Annotated in this window: 11 protein-coding genes; 8 read left to right on the forward strand and 3 right to left on the reverse strand. The window is 62.6% G+C overall.

The features are described from left to right. The first annotated feature begins 42 nt into the window (after positions 1–42). Positions 43–1,023, forward strand: a complete 981-nt coding sequence (locus AC2FME_RS05330) for a hypothetical protein (protein WP_496799840.1) — start codon at positions 43–45, stop codon at positions 1,021–1,023. A gap of 60 nt (positions 1,024–1,083) precedes the next feature. On the opposite strand, the gene AC2FME_RS05335 is transcribed toward AC2FME_RS05330, so the two are convergent. Continuing rightward, positions 1,084–4,521, reverse strand: coding sequence for a pyruvate carboxylase (locus AC2FME_RS05335; protein WP_496685972.1), 3,438 nt, complete (start codon positions 4,519–4,521; stop codon positions 1,084–1,086). Between the two features lie 120 nt (positions 4,522–4,641). Further along, the gene (locus AC2FME_RS05340; RefSeq protein WP_496799841.1) at positions 4,642–5,802 is read right to left on the reverse strand and encodes an alpha-hydroxy acid oxidase; all 1,161 of its coding nucleotides are present in this window, start codon (positions 5,800–5,802) and stop codon (positions 4,642–4,644) included. A gap of 161 nt (positions 5,803–5,963) precedes the next feature. On the opposite strand from AC2FME_RS05340, the gene AC2FME_RS05345 reads away from it, so the two are divergent. Next, complete coding sequence (locus AC2FME_RS05345; protein WP_496799842.1) at positions 5,964–8,366, forward strand: ATP-dependent helicase; 2,403 nt, start codon at positions 5,964–5,966, stop codon at positions 8,364–8,366. A gap of 54 nt (positions 8,367–8,420) precedes the next feature. Continuing rightward, positions 8,421–8,786, forward strand: a complete 366-nt coding sequence (locus tag AC2FME_RS05350) for a hypothetical protein (protein ID WP_496794549.1) — start codon at positions 8,421–8,423, stop codon at positions 8,784–8,786. Between the two features lie 94 nt (positions 8,787–8,880). Here AC2FME_RS05350 and AC2FME_RS05355 read toward each other — a convergent pair whose 3' ends face one another. Next, positions 8,881–9,105 (reverse strand): DUF1127 domain-containing protein, encoded by a 225-nt coding sequence (locus tag AC2FME_RS05355; protein WP_496685980.1) that lies wholly within the window; start codon positions 9,103–9,105, stop codon positions 8,881–8,883. A gap of 200 nt (positions 9,106–9,305) precedes the next feature. On the opposite strand from AC2FME_RS05355, the gene AC2FME_RS05360 reads away from it, so the two are divergent. From AC2FME_RS05360 to AC2FME_RS05380, 5 genes are all read left to right on the forward strand, one after another. Continuing rightward, on the forward strand, positions 9,306–9,632 hold the full coding sequence (locus AC2FME_RS05360) for a hypothetical protein (protein WP_496799843.1): 327 nt from the start codon (positions 9,306–9,308) through the stop codon (positions 9,630–9,632). Between the two features lie 388 nt (positions 9,633–10,020). Continuing rightward, the gene (gene mraZ, locus AC2FME_RS05365) at positions 10,021–10,524 is read left to right on the forward strand and encodes a division/cell wall cluster transcriptional repressor MraZ (protein WP_496685986.1); all 504 of its coding nucleotides are present in this window, start codon (positions 10,021–10,023) and stop codon (positions 10,522–10,524) included. Between the two features lie 4 nt (positions 10,525–10,528). Then, positions 10,529–11,524, forward strand: a complete 996-nt coding sequence (gene rsmH, locus AC2FME_RS05370) for a 16S rRNA (cytosine(1402)-N(4))-methyltransferase RsmH (RefSeq protein WP_496678950.1) — start codon at positions 10,529–10,531, stop codon at positions 11,522–11,524. Then, positions 11,521–11,889, forward strand: a complete 369-nt coding sequence (ftsL, locus tag AC2FME_RS05375; protein WP_496678822.1) for a cell division protein FtsL — start codon at positions 11,521–11,523, stop codon at positions 11,887–11,889. Before rsmH ends, ftsL begins: the two co-directional genes overlap by 4 nt. After that, positions 11,886–13,673, forward strand: a complete 1,788-nt coding sequence (locus AC2FME_RS05380) for a peptidoglycan D,D-transpeptidase FtsI family protein (RefSeq protein ID WP_496799844.1) — start codon at positions 11,886–11,888, stop codon at positions 13,671–13,673. Before ftsL ends, AC2FME_RS05380 begins: the two co-directional genes overlap by 4 nt. Positions 13,674–13,693: the final 20 nt, after the last annotated feature.

Below are 13,693 nucleotides of genomic sequence, written 5' to 3' on the forward strand. Positions count from 1 at the left end.
GTCGTGATGCGTTCGTCCCAGATAGCTCGGAAGGAGTTAGTGATGCATAGGATTTCTTCAATTTCGCGGGTCGTGGCGACATCGATATTGCTGGCCGGGGCGGTCGGCTTCGTTGCGGTTGTGGCCACGCCTGACATTGCGATTGCCAAGAACGGAAATGGCAACGGCAACGGTGGGGGCAAAGGCGGCGGCAACGATGGCGGCAAGGGCAAAGGAGCCGACAAGGCCGGCGACCGCGGAAGCGCCAAGAGCGGCAATTCCGGGCGCAGCAACGCAAGCAAAGGCAAGTCGGGTCAGGGCAAAGGTTTCTTGTCCGGATTGGGGCTGTCCAAGCCCAAAGCCGAGCGCAAGTCAGCCAAATCGAATAACCGCAGCACCGGGCAGAACGGGTTCGTGGCGAAACTGGACAACCTGTTCAAAGGGAAAAAGAAGGCCGAGACACCGGTCCGGAAGGCAAGAGTCGCTCCCGTGACTACGGTGGTGGAAGAACCCTATGTCAAACCCAGCAAACACGGCAAGATCGCGTCCGAACTCAAGGGATTGAATGCTGCTCATGCCAGCCAGACGGCTTTGATGAACGCAGCCCCGAACAGCATGCCGGGCAAGCTTTACAGCTATCAGCAGACCATACTCGGTTTCTCTGGCGCGGCCGAGGATCTTGAACTGCGCGAACGGGAATTGGCCGACCTGCAAGGCTTGACCGACTCCGAGATCGAAGACCAGTTCGCGCCGACCGAGGAAGAAGCCGCCGAAGGCATCACCGCGCAGGAAAAGTATGAAGCCGCCGTGGCCGAGGCCGAACAGGCCGTGACCGAGGCCGAAGACGCGCTGGCCGAGGCTGATGATCCGCGAGAGGCGCTGGATACGCTGACCGGCGGCCGCGACCTGTCGGATCCGGCGTTGCATGAACTGCACGACCTGTTGGGCCTGCCTGCGCCGATCGAGCAGGACGACGAGGTTTCGATCGACGACACGCCGGACCAGTTGCCGCAACAGCCCGTCGCGGAAACCAGCGACGGCTGAACGGGTAGAAACGAAAAAAAAGGCGCGCCGTGGGGCGCGCCTTTTTTGTGACGATACTGGTCACTCCAGTTCGATCAGCAGGTCCTTGGCGTCGATCTGGCCGCCGGGCTGGACATGCACCGCCTTCACGGTGGCGTCGCGCTCGGCATGGATGCCGGTTTCCATTTTCATCGCCTCGATGGTCAGCAGAAGGTCGCCTTCCTTGACTTCCTGGCCTGCGGTCACGGCCACGGTCGACACCACGCCCGGCATTGGTGCGCCGACATGGTTGGCGTTGCCCGGCTCGGCCTTGGGCCGCTGAATGGTCGAGGCCTGGACCATCCGGTTGGGCACCCGGATCACGCGGGGCTGACCGTTCAGTTCGAAGAACACCTTCACCTCACCCTTTTCGTCGGTCTCGCTGATCGCCTGGCACCGGATTTCCAGCGTCTTGCCGGGGTCGATCTCGGCCGAGATCTCCTCGCCCGGCTCCATGCCGTAGAAGAATGTCTTGGTCGGCAGGGTGCGCACCGGGCCATAGATCCGGTGACGGCCCATGTAGTCCAGGAACACCTTGGGATACATGAGGTATCCGTTCAGGTCCTCGTCATCGACCTCCTTGCCCTCCAGCAGTTTCGATAGCTCGGCGCGGGTGGCCTCCAGATCGATCGGCGGCAGGTGTTTGCCGGGGCGTTCGGTATTGGGTTTTTCACCCTTCAACACCTTCTTGACGATCTTCTCCGGGAAGCCGCCCGGCGGCTGGCCCAGGTTACCGCGCATCATGTCGATGACCGAGTCGGGGAAGGCGACATCGACATCGGGGTCTTCGACCTGCTCACGGGTCAGGCCTTGGCTGACCATCATAAGCGCCATATCGCCCACCACTTTCGAGGACGGCGTCACCTTGACGATGTCGCCGAACATCTGGTTCACGTCCGCATACATCTGCGCCACCTCGTGCCAGCGTTCCTCCAGCCCCATCGAGCGCGCCTGCGCCTTGAGGTTGGTGAACTGGCCGCCCGGCATCTCGTGCAGATAGACCTCGGACGCGGGGGCCTGCAGTCCGGATTCGAAGGCCGCGTATTGGCCGCGCACCGCCTCGAAATAATCGCTGATCTCGCGGATCGCTTTGATGTCCAGGCCGGTGTCGCGGTCGGTGTGGCGAAGGGCCTCGACCACGGTGCCCAGCGTCGCCTGGCTGGTATTGCCTGAGAAGCTGTCCATCGCGCAGTCCACCACGTCCACGCCCGCCTCGCTGGCCGCCAGGATGGTGGCGCTGGCGATGCCGGCGGTGTCGTGGGTATGGAAATGGATCGGCAGGCCGACCTCTTCTTTCAGTGCGCGGATCAGAACCCGCGCGGCGGCGGGTTTCAAGAGACCGGCCATGTCTTTAAGGCCCAGAACATGGGCACCGGCATCGCGCAGTTCTTTGGCCATGCCGACATAGTATTTCAGGTCATACTTGGCGCGGTTCGGATCAAGGATATCGCCGGTATAGCAGACGGTGCCTTCGCAGATCTTGCCGTTCTCGATCACCGCGTCCATCGCCACGCGCATGTTCTCGACCCAGTTCAGAGAGTCGAACACGCGGAACACGTCGATATTCTTGGCGGCCTGGCGCACGAACTCCTGCACCACGTTGTCGGGATAATTGGTATAGCCCACCCCATTGGCGCCGCGCAGCAGCATCTGGGTCATCAGGTTGGGCATGGCCTCGCGAAGGTCGCGCAGGCGCTGCCACGGGCATTCCTGCAAAAAGCGATAAGCCACGTCGAACGTTGCCCCGCCCCAGCATTCGACAGAGAACAGCTGCGGCAGGTTCGCGGCATAGCTAGGTGCCACGCGGATCATGTCGATCGAGCGCATGCGGGTGGCCAGAAGCGACTGGTGCCCGTCGCGCATGGTGGTGTCGGTGATCAGCAACTGGCGCTGGGCCTTCATCCAGTCGGCCACGGCCTGCGGGCCTTTCTGTTCCAGCAGGTTGCGTGTGCCCATCAGGGGTTCGGCCTTGGGCGCGGGGGGCTTCGGTTCTTTCAGGTCGGCACGCGGGCGCGGGCGATCCTTGGTCTCGGGATGCCCGTTGACCGTGATGTCGGCGATATAGGTCAGAACCTTGGTGCCCCGGTCGCGGCGCTTCTTGAACTGGAACAGCTCGGGCGTCTCGTCGATGAACTTGGTGGTGTATTCGTTCGACAGGAAGGTCGGGTGCTTCAGCAGGTTCTCGACGAAGGCGATATTGGTGGAAACACCGCGCACGCGGAACTCGCGCAGGGCGCGGTCCATACGGGCGATCGCCTTTTCGGGCGTGGGCGCCCAGGCGGTGACCTTGGTTAGCAGCGAGTCGTAATACCGCGTGATCACCCCACCGGCATAGGCCGTGCCGCCGTCCAGCCGGATACCCATGCCCGTGGCCGAGCGATAGGCCGTGATGCGCCCATAATCGGGTATGAAGTTGTTGAGCGGATCCTCGGTGGTCACACGGGTCTGCAGCGCATGGCCGTTGAGGCGGATCTCGTCCTGGCTGGCCTTGCCGGTGGCCTCGGCCAAGGTCTTGCCCTCGGCGATCAGGATCTGCGCCTGCACGATGTCGATGCCGGTGACCTCTTCGGTCACAGTGTGTTCGACCTGGACGCGGGGGTTCACCTCGATGAAGTAGAATTTGCCGGTCTCCATATCCATCAGGAATTCGACCGTACCGGCGCATTCATAGTTCACATGCGCGCAGATGCGGCGGCCCAGGTCGCACAGTTCGACGCGTTGTTCTTCGGTCAGATACGGGGCAGGGGCGCGTTCCACGACCTTCTGGTTGCGGCGCTGGACCGAGCAGTCGCGTTCATACAGGTGATAGATCTGCCCGTGCTTGTCGCCCAGGATCTGCACCTCGACATGGCGGGCGCGAGTGATCATCTTTTCCAGATAGCCCTCACCATTGCCGAACGCGGCCTCGGCCTCGCGGCGGCCTTCCAGAACCTTCTCCTCCAACTCATCTTCGGAATAGATCGGGCGCATCCCGCGACCGCCGCCGCCCCAGGACGCCTTGAGCATCAGCGGATAGCCGATCTCGGCCGCTTCCTTGCGGATCGCGTCCATGTCGTCGCCCAGAACCTCGGTCGCCGGGATCACCGGCACGCCGGCGGCAATCGCTACCTTGCGGGCGCTGGCCTTGTCGCCCAGGGCGCGCATGGTTTCAGCTTTGGGGCCAATGAAGGTGATGCCGTTTTGCACGCAGGCATCCACGAAATCGGGGTTTTCCGACAGCAGGCCATAGCCCGGGTGGATGGCGTCAGCGCCGCTTTCCTTGGCGACGCGGATGATCTCGTCGATCGACAGATAGGCCGCGACCGGGCCCAGACCCTCGCCGATGCGATACGCCTCGTCCGCCTTGAACCGGTGCAGGCCCAGCTTGTCCTCCTCGGCATAGACGGCAACGGTGCGTTTGCCCATCTCGTTCGCGGCGCGCATTACGCGAATGGCAATCTCACCCCTGTTGGCGATCAGGATTTTCTTGAAGTCAGTCATGGCAAGTCCCGGTCTTTTGCATTTGGCCGTGTTAATAGACCGAGTTTGCACGCAGATATATCTGTAGTTCTGGGTAGAACCGGCATGTTATCGCTCGCAAACGCCGCCTATTGTGGCGTTTTATGGCACGTGCTGCATCGCGGCATCAATGTTTGCGGTAACATCCGGCAGATCTTTTAGCGTTGCGGCGCCCAATTGTCCCATATTTGCAAGCATATCCTGCCGCAGAATGTCGATGACATGGGCCGGGCCGCGCGCGCCCAATGCTGCAACGCCATAGAGGAAAGCCCGCCCCAGCATGACCAGATCGGCGCCCAAGGCGCGCGCCCGCAGAATATCCAGCCCGCCCGAAACGCCGCTGTCGAAGATCAGCGGCAGGTCGGTCGCAGCGCGGATTGCGGGCAGCATGTCGATGCTGGCCGGCGCGCCATCGAACTGGCGGCCACCGTGATTCGACACCCACAGAGCGTCGATCCCGGCCTTCTTCAGCCGCTCGGCATCATCGGGGCGCAGCACGCCCTTTATGATGAGCGGCCCCTGCCAGTGGTCGCGCAACCACTTGACATAATCCATGCCCGGAGAGGTCCTGAGCAGGTATCCGATATGCGCCGTGGGCGGCAGGTTGGCGGTGCCGTCGATATATTTGTCCAGCGTGCGCATCCGGGGCTTGCCGTGACGCGCCATGCCCCAGGCCCAAGCCGGGCGGGCGGCGATCTGCGCCAGCAGGCGCGGCGTCAGGCGCGGCGGATGGGTCAGGCCCGAGCGGGTCTGCCGTTCCCGGCGCGAGGCCACGGGCACATCGACCGTCAGCACAAGAGTGCCGAACCCGGCGGACCGGGCGCGGTTCAGCAGGTCGGTACGAATCTCGGGGTCCTTGGGCGGGTACAATTGGAACCAGGCGTCTGGGCCGATATGCGGGGCCATGTCCTCGGGGCTTTGGCTGGCGACAGTGGACAGAACATAGGGAATGCCCGCCTGCGCGGCGGCGCGGGCCATCAGCGCTTCGGCCCCAGGCCAGACCAGCCCGCACATCCCGATCGGAGCCATGCCGAAGGGCAGGGGGTAGTCGCGCCCCGAAAAGCGGGTGCCGGTGTCGAATTCCAGCGGGCCTTTCAGGATGGCGGGCAGAAACCCGATGCGGTCCAGAGCCGCCCGGTTGCGTCTGAGCGCGGTCTCAGCCCCGGTGCCGCTGTCGACATAGTCCCAGACAAAGCGCGGCAGCCGACGGCGTGCGCGGCGTTTCAGATCCTCGATCCCCGGATAGGTGCTGTGCAGGTCCATGTCGATTGATCCGACCTGAGGCCCGATTCGGCAAGGGTTTCAGACAGATGCACCCCAAGCCCCGCAGCAATGCAGCCATCGGGTGGAAAATCTGAAAGATCGTGCGAACAAGCCGTGAACAAACCCTTTCCCTCGACGCGCTTCCGGCTTAGTTTGGGCGCATGAGCAGTTTCGATGAAAATGACGCCTTCGAAGGCGCTTCGCTGTCGGCCCGCGCCATGGCCGCGCTTCGGCCCGAGGCGGACTACTTGAATGAATTGAACCCGGCCCAGCGCGAGGCGGTCGAGCTATTGGATGGCCCAATCCTGATGCTGGCCGGGGCGGGAACCGGCAAGACCAAGGCCCTAACCACCCGCATCGCACATCTGCTGAACACCGGGCGGGCCCGCCCGAACGAGATTCTGGCCGTGACCTTCACCAACAAGGCCGCGCGCGAGATGAAGGAACGGGTCGGCCGCCTGCTGGGCCAGCCCGCCGAGGGAATGCCGTGGCTGGGCACCTTCCACTCGATCTGTGTCAAGCTGCTGCGCCGCCATGCGGAACTGGCGGGGCTGAAGTCGAACTTCACCATTCTGGATACCGACGATCAGCTGCGCCTGCTCAAGCAGCTGGTGCAGCCGGCGAACATCGACGACAAACGCTGGCCCGCGCGGATGCTGGCCGGCATCATTGACGACTGGAAGAACCGCGCCCTGACGCCCGACAAGGTGCCCACCGCCGATGCCGGGGCCTACAACAATAAGGGCGTCGAGCTTTATGCCCAATACCAGACCCGCCTGCGTGAGCTAAACGCGGTGGATTTTGGCGACCTGCTGTTGCACATGGTCACCATCTTCCAGACCCACGCGGACGTGCTGGAGCAATACCAGCGCTGGTTTCGCTACATCCTCGTGGACGAATACCAGGACACCAACATCGCCCAATACCTGTGGCTGCGGCTGCTGGCGGGCGGGCACAAGAACATCTGCTGCGTGGGCGACGACGACCAGTCGATCTATGGCTGGCGCGGGGCCGAGGTGGGCAACATCCTGCGGTTCGAAAAGGACTTTCCCGGCGCCCATGTGGTGCGGCTGGAACAGAACTACCGCTCGACCCCGCACATTCTGGCTGCCGCCTCGAACGTCATTCGCGGCAATGAAAGCCGCTTGGGCAAAGAGTTGTGGACCGACAAGCCTGAGGGCGAAAAGGTCCGCCTGATCGGCCATTGGGATGGCGAGGAAGAAGCCCGATGGATCGGCGAAGAGATCGACGCCATGCAGGGCGGCACCCGCGGCGTGCGGCCGATGAACTTGGACGAAATCGCTATCCTCGTGCGCGCCAGCCACCAGATGCGCGCCTTCGAGGACCGCTTCCTGACCATCGGCCTGCCCTACAAGGTGATCGGCGGCCCGCGATTCTATGAACGAATGGAGATCCGGGATGCCATGGCCTATTTCCGGCTGGTGGTTTCCCCCGAGGACGATCTGGCCTTCGAGCGGATCGTGAACACCCCCAAGCGCGGCCTGGGCGACAAGGCGCAGCAGACGATCCAGCGCACCGCGCGGGATCATGGCGTGTCACTGGTTCAGGGCGCGCGGATCGCGGTTGAACAAGGGCTGATCAAGGGCAAGGGCGCCGCGGCCCTGCGCGAACTGGTCGACGGGCTGGCGCGCTGGAACGCGATGACCCGCGGCCCGCGGATCGAGATCGAGGATGATGCGGTCATCGACGACGGCACTGCACCTGTTCGCTACGGCCCGCCCGAGGTGTCGCATATCGAACTGGCGCAGATCGTGCTGGACGAATCCGGCTATACCGCGCACTGGCAGAACGACAAGACGCCCGAGGCGCCGGGCCGGCTGGAAAACCTCAAGGAACTGGTCAACCAGCTGGACAATTTCGAGAACCTGCAAGGATTCCTGGAGCATGTCAGCCTGGTAATGGACAACGAACAGGACAGCGGTGGGCCCAAGGTCTCGATCATGACCCTGCATGCCGCCAAGGGGTTGGAGTTTCCGGCCGTGTTCCTGCCGGGGTGGGAGGACGGGCTGTTTCCCTCGCAACGGTCGATGGACGAAACCGGTCTCAAGGGGCTCGAGGAAGAACGGCGGCTGGCCTACGTCGGCATCACCCGCGCCGAAGAGGTCTGCACCATTTCCTTCGCCGCCAACCGGCGCGTGTTCGGGCAATGGCAGAACGCGATGCCCTCGCGCTTCATCGACGAGTTGCCCGAGGATCATGTCGAGGTGCTAACGCCTCCGGGCCTCTATGGCGGCGGTCAGATGTCGGCAGGCATCGAAACGCGCGCGGCGCAGGCCAACGTCTACAACTCGCCCGGCTGGAAACGGATGCAGGCGCGGCAGGGCCAATACGGCATGTCGCAGCCGCGCGAATCCCGCAACACCGTGATCGACGTGACGGCCGTGGCCAGCTTCACGCTGGGCGAGCGGGTGTTCCACCAGAAATTCGGCTATGGCGGCGTGGTCGGGATCGAGGGGGACAAGGTTGAGGTCGAGTTCGACAAGGCCGGGACAAAGAAGGTCGTCGCCCGCTTCCTGACCGCCAAGGACGACGTGCCGTTCTGATCCAGCGGAGTGTGCCTGCCCGCACATGCTAGATTTGTTGTTTTGCGCCCGGGCATGCCCGTGGCGCCTTTTTCATACCCGAATGAAAAAACGGCGGTTCCCAGGGAGGAGGAGGGGAACCGCCGTTCTTGGCAACATCAGAGCAGGGAGGAGGAGAGCCCTGATGCATCCGAACCCGGGTTTTGCCCGGTATCTGAAGCGCGCGGTGACACCAGGGAGGAGGAGGGGTGCCACCGCGCTCTTTTCACATCGGGAAGGGAGGAGGAGAACCCGATGCATCCGTTCCCGGGTCTTGCCCGGTATCTCGAAGTGCGCGGCGACGTCAGGGAGGAGGAGGACGCCGCCGCGCGCTTTCAACATCAGGGCAGGGAGGAGGAGAGCCCCGATGTATCGGCTTCCGGCAGGTTGGGGCCGGTATAGGGTGCGGCAGCACCAGGGAGGAGGAGAGATGCTGCCGCTGAAATACAGGTCCTATGGGAGGAGGAGTGGACCTGATCTCGGTATTTCGTTGCGCTCAGCGCGCGTACTGTTCCTCGGCGGCCTGCATGGCCAGGCGACGGATCATCGAGCGGTGCAGGCCCAAGTCGGCCAGTTCGCGATCCGACAGCTCGGACAGTTCGTTCAGAGTCTGGCGGTACAGGCGGTACCGTGCGAAACGGGTTTTTGCAGCTTCGATCAGCGACGCGAAGCGGAATGCCGAGGCGCTTTTGACTGCGCTGTTGGTGGATGCGACTGCCATGTTCGTTACCTAATCCGTTTGAGTGACTGCCGCGTGTCCACGGCGTTTTCTTGAAACCGAAAATAAGCGAATGCTGCGGGTGCACAATACCGAGCGCCCTCAATGCCGCTATGCAGCAAATGCATAGATTGACGGGAGAATCCTCACTGCAGCCCAAAGATGCCAATAAAATATGGGTTTTCGGCAGATGACCTGTGTGTGTGTCACGACGTGGGGCAAAAGCCGCCTTGTCAGTTTTGCCAAAAATTTACGCGCGAAAAGTTGAGATTTCAGCGTTCTTGAGATGCCTTGAACTCGGGCAGGTCACATCAATGGGTGTGCATGGGATCAAATGGGGGATGCGGGATTTCGTGGGATCGACCTGGAAAACGGCTTGGTCTGCCGGGCTGAGAGGTGCAGTGATTCGGGTCGATCAGGGAGATTTCGCTAAAAAATCCGGTTCTGGTGATGAGCATTCGAAAAAAGTTGGGAATTCATGGGAAAAAGTCTTCAGTGAAGAAATGGCCTATATATTGTGTGCGTTTTGAAGATAGCTACAACTAGCGGTGCAAATGAGCTGTTTGTAGATTGGCGGAATGAGTGGTATTCCAGTGTGGATCTGGATTCGGGGAAAATTTCTCATTGATTTCCATGAATTCCCATGGCATCCCTTATTCATCCGATGAGGACGAGGCACATGGGGCGCCAAACGACCCCGAACCAAATAACAAACAGGTTTCATACAGGCATCTCGCTTTCATCACTCAACAGATCCGGCGCGCGGGCGAGCAGACATCCCCCCAGGTGGCGCGCGCAGCTGGACATCCCGCAAAGCGGGTCAATGCGGCGGGTTGATCAGTGGCAGCAGATCAACCCGCCGTTTTTCATCCGGGGGATGCGATTTTTGGTGGGGCGCAAGCGAAAGGGACAGTCGTCTTGGCGCGCAGGTTCAGAGGTGAAAGCCACCACAAGGTGGACGCGAAGGGCAGGGTGTCGATCCCGGCCTCATTTCGCCGCGTGCTCGAGGCCTCGGACCCCAACTGGCAGCCCGGCGGCAATCCCGAACTGGTGATCGTCTATGGCGACCATCGCCGTAAATACCTTGAATGCTATACGATGGAGGCGATCGACGAGGTCGATGCCAAGATCGACGCGCTGCCGCGCGGTTCGATGCAGCGAAAGATGTTGCAGCGCCTGTTCCACGGACAGTCCTTCCCGACCACAGTCGATGAAACCGGACGCCTTGTTCTGCCGGCCAAGCTGCGCAACAAGATCGGGCTTGAGGGCGAGGCGTTCTTCATCGCCGCGGGCGACACGTTCCAGATCTGGAAGCCCGAGACTTACGAGGCCGAGGAACTGGCCGCTACCGAAGAATGGCTGGACGACCTGCCCGAGGATTTCGATCCGATGCAGTTCCTTGATGGCATCGAAGGTGCGTGACGGCATGGCCGGCGCGGATCACACTCCCAGCGACAAGCCCCATATTCCCGTTCTGCTGCGCCCCTTGCTGGACGCGGTCCAGCCGGTTTCGGGCACTTGGCTGGATGGTACCTTTGGTGCGGGCGGATACACGCGAGGGCTGCTTGAGGCCGGCGCCGACAAGGTGATCGGTGTCGATCGGGACCCCTTGGCGTTTGAAATGGCGGCGGATTGGGCAGCGGAATATGGCGACCGGCTGGTGATGCAGCCGGGTGTTTTCTCTCGAATGGATGAATATGCCAGCGACCTTGACGGCGTGGTGCTGGATCTCGGCGTCTCGTCCATGCAGCTGGACCAGGCCGAGCGTGGCTTTTCCTTCATGAAGGACGGCCCGCTGGACATGCGCATGAGTCAGGAGGGCGAAAGCGCAGCCGATCTGGTCAACACCGCCACCGAGGCGCAACTGGCCGACATCCTGTTCCACTATGGCGAAGAACGCGCCAGCCGTCGCATCGCGCGCGCCATCGTCAAAGCCCGTGCCGAGGCACCCATCACCACCACCCTGCGTCTTGCCGAGATCGTCGAATCCTGTCTGCCGCGCGCCAAACCCGGGCAGTCCCACCCGGCCACGCGGTCATTCCAGGCGCTGCGCATTGCGGTGAATGCCGAATACGAGGAACTGTTTCAGGGCCTGATGGCCGCCGAGCGCGCGTTAAAGCCGGGCGGGCAACTCGCCGTTGTTACCTTCCATTCGGTCGAGGACCGCATGGTCAAACGTTTTTTTCAATCGCGCGCGGGCAAGACCGGCCGTGCCAACCGCTATGCGCCCGAGATCCGGCAGGATCAGCCGCAATTCACGTTGAAGACCCGCAAGGCCATCGGCCCCGATGCGCAGGAGTTGCAGGACAACCCGCGCGCACGCTCGGCCAAGTTGCGGGTTGCTGTTCGTACCGATGCTCCGGCGGGGGAAATTGATGCCCGCGCCATCGGCATGCCCATAATCGGGGGAAAGGCAAGATGAAGAGTATTCTGTTTGCGTTGACTGCCTTGGGCGTTTTCGGGTTGGCCCTGTGGGCCTATCAGGAAAACTACCGCACCCAGCAAGTATTGAAGGAAACCCAGTCCTTGCAGCGTCAGATCGGCGCGGCGCAGGCGCGACTGGCAATATTGCAGGCCGAATGGGCCTATCTGAATCGCCCCGACCGCCTGCGTGAATTGGCCGACTTGAATTTCGAGCGTCTGGGCCTGCTGCCGCTGCGCGCCGAGCAATTCGGGCGCGCCGACCAGATCGCCTATGCCGAGGATCCCGACCTACCCATCGCCGACCCGGTCGAATTGCAGGCGATCACCGACACTCAGGCCCTGGGCGAGGTGCAAATCCCATGACACGCACACCCCTCCGCCCGCTTGCCCGCATCCTTGAGGCCCGCGCCCGCGGTGAAAACCCCAAGGTGATCGAGCGCGAGAACATCCGCCGCCGCCATGAAGAGATGAAAGACCGCGCCCGCGCCCGCGCCGAGGGGCGGTTGTTGGTTCTGGGCGTGTTCTTCTTTTTGGCCTTCGGTGTCGTGGGGTTTCGCATGGGCGTTCTGGCGACGTCCGAGGCGCAGGAGCCCGTCGCCAGCGCCCCCGGCGCCTCGATCGCCATGCAGCGGGCCAATATCGTAGACCGGCACGGGCGGATCCTGGCCACCAATCTGGATACCTATTCGGTTTATGCCCAGCCGCCGCTGATGATCGACCCGATCGGCGCCGCGGAAAAGCTGGCCGCGATCTTTCCCGATCTGGACAAGGACCGCCTGATCAAGGACTTCACCGGCAAGCGCAAATTCCTCTGGATCAAGAAACGCATCTCGCCCGAGCAGAAGCAGGCGGTGCATGACATCGGCGATCCGGGGATCCTGTTCGGCCCGCGCGAGATGCGGCTCTATCCCAACGGCCGGCTGGCCGCGCATATCCTGGGCGGGTCGGGCTTTGGGCGCGAAGGCGTCTCGGCTGCCGAGGTGATCGGTGTGGCCGGGGTGGAAAAACAGTTCGACGACTATCTGCGCGACCCGGCCAACGGCAACAAACCGCTACAGCTGTCGCTGGACCTGACCGTTCAGGCGGCGGTGGAACAAGTTCTGGACGGCGGCATGAAGATCATGAACGCCAAGGGCGCTTCGGCCGTGCTGATGAACGCCCATACCGGCGAAGTGATCGCTGCTGCGTCGCTGCCATCGTTCGACCCGAACGACCGTCCGCGCCCGCCGACCTCGGGGTTCGATCCTTCGGACAGCCCGCTGTTCAACCGCTATGTGCAGGGTGTTTACGAGCTGGGCTCGGTTTTCAAGATCTTCACTGCCGCGCAAGCGGTCGATCTGGGTCTGGTCAATGCCGACACGATCATCGACACCTCCGGTCCGATGAAAATCGGGCGTTTCCCGATCGGCGAATTCAACGGCAAGAATTACGGCAAGGTCAGCGTCGCCGATGTGATCGTGCACAGCTCGAACCGCGGCACGGGGCGGTTGGCGCTGCAGATCGGTGCCGAGCGCCAGCAACAGTTCCTGGACGCGCTGGGCATGTTCGACCCCACGCCGTTCGAGATCGTCGAGGCCAAGGGCGGTGTACCGCTCAAGCCCAAGAAATGGGGTGAACTGAGCACCGTCACCATTTCCTACGGCCACGGCCTGTCGACCAGCGCGATGCATCTGGCGGCGGGCTATGCCGCAATCGCCAATGGCGGGCATTATGTCAGCCCCACGATCCTGCGCCGCAATGGGCCGCAATACGGGCCGCGCGTGATGTCGGAAAATGCCGCACAGCAATCGCTGATGATGCTGCGCAGGGTGGTAACGGACGGAACCGCCAGCTTTGGTGACGTGCCGGGTTATGCCGTGGCCGGGAAAACCGGAACCGCCGACAAGCCCAAGCCGCGCGGCGGTTACTATGATGACAAGGTGATCGCTACCTTCGCCTCGGTCTTTCCGGCCTATGATCCGAAATATGTACTGATCGTTGCGCTGGATGAACCGTCGATCCTGGCCTACGGCGAAAAGCGCCGCACGGCAGGCTGGACGGCGGTGCCCGTGGCGGCCGAGCTGATCGGCCGCATCGCGCCGCTGCTGGGCTTGCGTCCGCGGCTTGAGCCTGAGGATCGCGCTGCTATAACGCTGACCTCGAACTAGGCAGTCCGACAGAGGTGGGT

The organism is Ruegeria sp. BHSC026 (assembly GCF_059613065.1).